We start from the raw sequence: 6,368 nt of genomic DNA on the forward strand, positions 1-6,368 counted from the left end.
GGCAATAGGGAAGAGGGAAGAGGGAAGAGGGAAGAGGGAAGAGGATAGGAAAGTAAAGGAGCGGCCAACGCCGCTCCGCCAGATACCGCCCGGGCTTACTGGAAGTCCGCCTCAACCAGCGGGCTGGTCTCCGCTGCGTAGTCGACCCCTTCGACGCCGAATCCGAACAGCTTCAGGAAGTCCGCCTGGTAGCCTTTGTAGTCGGTCAGCTCGAACAGATTCTCCTCGGTCACTTCCGGCCACAGTTTCTCAATCTTGGCCTGAGTCTCTGGGCGCAGCTCCTTGTCGTCCATGCGGTAGCGGTTGTCACTGTCCAGGCGCGGGGTGCCGGTGTAGAGACCCTCGGTGTACAGGCGGTACAGCTGCTCGATACAGCCCTCGTGAGTGCCCTCTTCCTTCATCACTTTGTAAACAAGGGAAATATACAGCGGCATCACCGGAATGGCGGAACTGGACTGGGTAACCAGCGCCTTCAGCACCGCAACATGGGCATCCGCCTGACCGCTGGCGGTGATTTCGCTGGCCGCGCGGTCGAGGTCCTCTTTCGCCTTGCCGATGGTGGCATGGCCGTAAATTGGCCAGGTCAGCTGCTCGCCGATATAGGTGTAAGCCACCGTCTTGCAGTCGTCGCTCAATACGCCGGCGTCGCCAAGGGCCTGCATCCACAGCTCCCAGTCCTCACCGCCCATCACCTTAATCGTTGCCGCGATTTCCTCCTCGCTCGCCGGCTCCAGAGTGATATCGGAAATTTCCAGCTTGTCGGTATTGAGGTTGCGAGCGGTGTAAGACTTGCCGATGGGCTTCAACACGGAGGAGTGCAGCTCACCGGTCTTGGGGTCCGTGCGGCGCGGGGAGGCGAGGCTGTAGATCACCAGATCCACCTTGCCCAGGTCGCTCTTGATCATATCGATAGCCTGAGCCTTCACCGCATCGGAGAAAGCATCGCCATTAATGCTCTTGGCATACAGGCCGGCCTTGTGCGCCTCCTCTTCGAAAGCGGCGGAATTGTAATAACCGGCGGATGCGGTGCGCTTTTCCGTCGGCGGCTTCTCGAAAAACACGCCCAGGGTATTGGCGCCGCTGCCAAAAGCGGCGGTGATACGGGAGGCCAGGCCGTAGCCGGTTGAGGCACCCACCACCAGCACGTTCTTGGGGCCGCCTTCGATCGCTGGCTGCGCCTTGATGAAATCGATCTGCTCGCGCACGTTGGCGGCACAGCCCTGCGGATGGGCGTTGGTGCAGATAAAACCGCGCACTTTTGGCTGAATAATCATGCCGAATTCCTTCCCTTCGTCATTGGGGATGCTGGGTGCGTGCAAGCCCGCTGGGCCGTGCATACACCGCGATTGTTCGGTAGCCGGTCCGGTCACCTTTGTGGCGGCCCGGTCACAGCTGGCTGCCCATTCTACGGGGGATTGCCGGCCAGTCCAGAGGCACAGGCTGCGGCGGCGATTTGCGCTGTCCAGAATATCCGTGGCCCCGGCCAAAGCGGCCAAGCTCAGTGCGCGGGAATGCCCCGGGCCGGGGCAGCGAGCGCGACTATGGTGCGCAAACCAGTCACGCCCGAGCGTTCACCGAAAAGAAATGCCCGCTACAGGGGGGCGCGTAAGTGGCACAAATAGTGCAATTACCACTGCGCGCGGTGTATTGCCGATACGCTGCAATCCTGACCGCTACCGCAACGGACCGCGGTTCCGCCCCTCTTATCCCATCATGCAAGAAGCAGTGAGGTACCCATGAAATACTACTCGCGACATTTCGTTAAGCCCGCAGACCTGAACCCGGCCCAGCGCCTGTTCGGCGGCCAGTTGCTGGCCTGGATCGACGAGGAGGCCGCGATCTTTGCCGGCTGCCAGATGGGTACCCCGATGGTGGTCACCAAGCTGATGTCGGAAATCGACTTCGTCAGCTCGGCCTTCTGTGGCGATGTGGTGGAGTTCGGCTTTGAGGTGGTGGACATCGGCCGCACTTCCCTGACCGTCCACTGCGAGGTGCGCAACAAGCAGACTCGCGAATTGATCCTGCAGGTTGAGCGCATCGTGTTTGTGGCACTGGACCTGGAGGGCAAGCCGACACCGCACAAGAAAGCGGGCATGACCCCGGCCCAGGCGCGCGAGGCAATGGACAGCGCCATCGGCACACAGCAGCTGGCCGGGTGAGCGGCCACTGATCGCGCGAAAACGCTGTCAGCGCAGGAGCGGAATGACTGACTCCAGAATAAATAACCGTGAATAACAAAGCCGGGCCCTGCGCCCGGCTTTGTTATTGAAGAGTGAATTACGAGTAAGTCGGCATAGGCCGGTGTTCGGTTCAGCGGAGCAACAGCAACGGCTTTTCGGTATTCAGCAGCATTTTGGCGGTGATGCTGCCCATCAGCAGGTCGCGCAGACGGTTGTGGCTATAGGCACCCATCACGGTGAGGTCGATGGCGTGTTCGCGCTGGTACTCGATCAGTGCCTCCACGGTCTTGCCGCTGAGACGGTTGGCGGTCACGCTGAGGCCGGCGGCTTCCAGTTCCTCACTGCCCTCGGCCAGCAGGGTTTCCGCTTTTTCACCGTCCCCCACAAACACCAGATGGCAGCTGACATCGCGAAACGCCGCGCTATCCGCCACCATACGCAATGCCTTGCCGGCGGCCTCGCTGCCATCGTAGGCCAGCATCATGCGCTGCGGACGGGTAAACGCCTGATTCACCACCAGGATCGGCCGGTGCAGTGAACGCACCACGGTTTCCAGCTGGGAACCCAGACCCTGTTTTTCCTCGCCGTGCTCCTCGCCGCGAATCCCCAGCACCAGCACGCGGATATGATCCTCCAGCTCAACCAGGGACTCCGGCAGGCTGTCGTGACGCTGGCAGGCCTCGACCCGCTCGACACCCGCCTGGGCCACACGCTCGCAGGCGGCCTGCAGCATCAGCTTGCCCTGCTGTACCAGCAGCTGCGCGCGCTGCTGCTCCAGCGCGGTCAGTTCCTCCAGCAATTCCTCCTGGCTGCCGAAACCGATGCTGCCGCTCAGGTCCGCCACCGCGGGCACATTGCTGCGCTCGATATTGTGCAGCAGTTTCAGCGGCGCGCCGGTGCGCCCGGCGATCCAAGCCGCGTAGTCACAGACCGCGGCGGTAAAGCGGGAGCCATCGACACAGGTCAGCACCACCGGCTCAGCGCCATTTACGCTGTAGGCGTTATTGTTATTGTCTGCAACGCTCATCAATGTCCTCCGAGGACTCTCTCAATCTCTTCCGGCTTGTCGTGCACGCCAAAGCGGTCAACGATGGTTTCACTGGCCTCGTTCAGGCCCACCAGCTCCACTTCAGCGCCCTCGCGGCGGAACTTCACCACCGACTTATCCAGCGCATAGACCGCCGACACATCCCAGAAGTGCGCGCGGCTGAGGTCGATAACCACCTTATCCACCACTTCCTTGAAATCGAACGCCTCGACGAATTTGTCCGCGGAATTGAAAAACACCTGCCCGACTACGCGATAGGTGCGGCAGCTGCTCTGCTCGTCCAGTTCCGAGGCCACATACATAAAGTGGCTAACCTTATTGGCGAAAAACAGGGACGCCAGCAAAACCCCAACCAATACACCATAGGCCAGGTTGTGCGTCCACACTACCACAACCACCGTGGCCACCATGACGATATTGGTGGACAGCGGGTGACGCTTCAGGTTGCGCACGGAATCCCAGTTAAAGGTGCCGATGGAGACCATGATCATCACCGCCACCAGCGCAGCCATGGGGATAACCGCCACCCAGTCACTGAGGAACACCACCAGCGTCAGCAGACCGACACCGGCCACCAGGGTGGAAAGCCGTCCCCGGCCGCCGGATTTCACGTTGATTACCGACTGCCCGATCATGGCGCAGCCGGCCATGCCACCCATGCTGCCGGCTGCCAGGTTGGCAATGCCCTGGCCCTTGCACTCGCGGTTCTTGTCGCTGGTGGTATCGGTCAGGTCGTCGACGATGGTGGCCGTCATCAGGGATTCCAGCAGGCCCACCACCGCCAGCGCGGCGGAATAGGGGAAGATAATCTGCAGGGTCTCGAAATTCAGCGGCACCTCCGGCCACAGGAAAATCGGCAGGGTATCCGGCAGATCGCCCATATCGCCGACGGTGCGGATATCGATCCCCATGGTCACCGCCACAGCGGTCAGTGTGAGAATACACACCAGCGGCGAGGGGATGACCTTGCCCACCACCGGCACATACGGGAACAGGTAAATAATGCCGAGGCCCGCCGCCGCCATGGCGTAAACCTGCCAGCCGGCGCCGATCAGCTCGGGCATCTGCGCCATAAAAATCAGGATCGCCAGCGCATTTACGAATCCCGTCACCACCGCCCGGGAAACAAAGCTCATCAGGCTGCCGAGCTTCAGGTAACCGGCGATGATCTGCAGCACACCGGTGAGCAGCGTAGCCGCCAGCAGGTACTCCAGGCCGTGCTCCTTCACCAGCGTCACCATCAGCAGCGCCATGGCCCCGGTGGCCGCGGAAATCATACCCGGGCGGCCGCCCACAAAGGCGATCACCACCGCAATACAGAAAGAGGCGTAAAGGCCGACCCGGGGGTCGACACCGGCAATAATGGAAAAGGCGATGGCCTCGGGGATCAGCGCCAGGGCGACCACAAGGCCCGCCAGCACATCGCGGCGGATATTGCCGAACCAGTCGGCTTTCGTCGAAGACAGCAGCATAGAAAAGGGAGTCCCGTGCGGGTGAACAACAATTGAGCAAAAAATGGCGCGCACTCTAACACGGGGCCCGCCCTCCATAAAGAACGCAGCCGCTGCGCATTTGCCCTATGGCCGCACAAAGCGCCCTGAAAACCGGCCTGCCCCTCCTATGCCAACCCCTGCGGACACCCAGGAAATCATTCAGCCGCAAACACCGCTCAAAGACAGAAAACCCTATTCAATATCTGCCCAGCGCCCTCCCTGTCAGACCCATGCCCCAAGCAAAACCCAAACCAAAAGCACTGCACACATAACCGCGCATAGCCGCGCGGGCACCTCTGCCAAGGGCGGCACTACAGCCCATTGCGGGTTACCCGGCGCGGCGATTCAGTCATGGTTATTGGGCAGAATGCCCAGAGATGCCTCAGGGACAGCGCCGCGGTGAAGCTGGCAAAGCCCACAGCAACCAAGCCGGTGCGTAACTGAGAATGCTATTTATTGCGTTTACCGGCAGGGCGTGACCGCCGGAAAAAACAATGCCTGGCTACTAGACTTTTGCTAACGGTCTAGCCAACCCGGCATACCTTTATCTGCCGGCATACCGTTGTGCAATTCATCGCCTCACATTAGGAGCCGAGACATGAGCGATTCAAAACCCGGTATCGAGCGGCGCAAGTTCCTGCGCCTGATGGGCTGTTCGGCGGTACTGATACCCGCAGTGATGTTGCCCGAACACAAGGCCCGCGCCCAGGGCAAGGCCAGCCAGGCGGCGGTGCAGTACCAGGATACTCCCAAGAACGGCCAGAAGTGCGTGGACTGCCAATTCTGGACGGACCCCGATGCCTGCCAGGTGGTGGAAGGGAAAATCAGTCCCGAAGGCTGGTGCAGCCTGTATGTGAAGAAAATGTCCTGAGCCGCAACACCTGACCAGCGGGTGTCGGTAAAGCGCCCGCCGCCCAAAACCGACAGGAGCCCACCTTTAGACCAGCGCAGTCGGCGCATCCGTTAGGATGGCCAGCGGTCTTCCCCTCGCCGGCAAGTGAAGAACCATGCATAAGAAAAGCGCTGAAACATCGCGATGCATGAAGTAGCTGTCAAAATTCTACTCTGACCCCAATATTCCGCCATCTTGACGCCTTAGGGCCACCAACTGCGCCAAGTGACCGCCGTTAAGGCTATGAAGATCACCACTCAACGGGTAAACACGTGACAACTGAGCCATAAGAGTCTGTATTTGGGCTTTTAGGTTGCGTTGACTAATTGCACCTTGCTTGGCTTTGCAGAAGTTCTCAATAGCCCCTGATAGACTGATCGCTGGTTGATCACCTAGTACCTGTTGCCGATAGAGGGTCTCCCGGAGCTGGCTTTCAAAGCGCAATGCGAGGCTTTTCGTGCTGGTCTTGGTACTGCGGATCACCTTCCTTCCATTGATAGAGATCTCGCAGTAGTAGTATTTAGAGGTCTTCCTTTTGTAGACAGACACTAGATCAGCGGGTTCTACCCCGTTTCTACGGACGGTTTTAAAACGGCTGTAAATTTTCGATCTTGAGCGGCCACTTTACGCCGCCTTCTCGGGTTGTGGAATCGTTCGATGTAATTAAATACGTCTGCTCTTGCTTCATTTAACGTTCGGTATCGGCGGCGGTTGATCACTTCCCGTTTCATCATGCCGAAGAATCCTTCACATGC

The 6,368-nt window shown here is 59.7% G+C and carries 6 protein-coding genes; 2 read left to right on the forward strand and 4 right to left on the reverse strand.

Going from position 1 to position 6,368, the window contains the following annotated elements:
- Positions 1–95 precede the first annotated feature (95 nt).
- Positions 96–1,274: an enoyl-ACP reductase FabV gene (gene fabV, locus ABEA58_RS03245; protein WP_345548789.1), complete on the reverse strand. Its 1,179-nt coding sequence runs from the start codon at positions 1,272–1,274 to the stop codon at positions 96–98.
- 462 nt (positions 1,275–1,736) lie between these two features.
- Between fabV and ABEA58_RS03250 the strand changes: the two genes are divergently transcribed.
- On the forward strand, positions 1,737–2,159 hold the full coding sequence (locus ABEA58_RS03250; RefSeq protein WP_345548791.1) for an acyl-CoA thioesterase: 423 nt from the start codon (positions 1,737–1,739) through the stop codon (positions 2,157–2,159).
- A gap of 151 nt (positions 2,160–2,310) precedes the next feature.
- Here ABEA58_RS03250 and ABEA58_RS03255 read toward each other — a convergent pair whose 3' ends face one another.
- On the reverse strand, positions 2,311–3,207 hold the full coding sequence (locus ABEA58_RS03255) for a universal stress protein (RefSeq protein ID WP_345548793.1): 897 nt from the start codon (positions 3,205–3,207) through the stop codon (positions 2,311–2,313).
- On the reverse strand, positions 3,207–4,700 hold the full coding sequence (locus ABEA58_RS03260; protein WP_425563508.1) for a SulP family inorganic anion transporter: 1,494 nt from the start codon (positions 4,698–4,700) through the stop codon (positions 3,207–3,209). Before ABEA58_RS03260 ends, ABEA58_RS03255 begins: the two co-directional genes overlap by 1 nt.
- Positions 4,701–5,319: 619 nt before the next feature.
- Between ABEA58_RS03260 and ABEA58_RS03265 the strand changes: the two genes are divergently transcribed.
- Positions 5,320–5,592 (forward strand): high-potential iron-sulfur protein, encoded by a 273-nt coding sequence (locus tag ABEA58_RS03265; protein WP_345548795.1) that lies wholly within the window; start codon positions 5,320–5,322, stop codon positions 5,590–5,592.
- Positions 5,593–6,176: 584 nt separating this feature from the next.
- Here the strand turns inward: ABEA58_RS03265 and ABEA58_RS03270 are convergent.
- The coding region (locus tag ABEA58_RS03270; protein ID WP_345548797.1) for an IS3 family transposase at positions 6,177–6,368 on the reverse strand (192 nt) is incomplete at its 5' end.

Origin of the sequence: Microbulbifer aestuariivivens (genome assembly GCF_039545115.1) — a bacterium.
In the GTDB taxonomy this organism is placed as follows: Bacteria; Pseudomonadota; Gammaproteobacteria; order Pseudomonadales; family Cellvibrionaceae; genus Microbulbifer; species Microbulbifer aestuariivivens.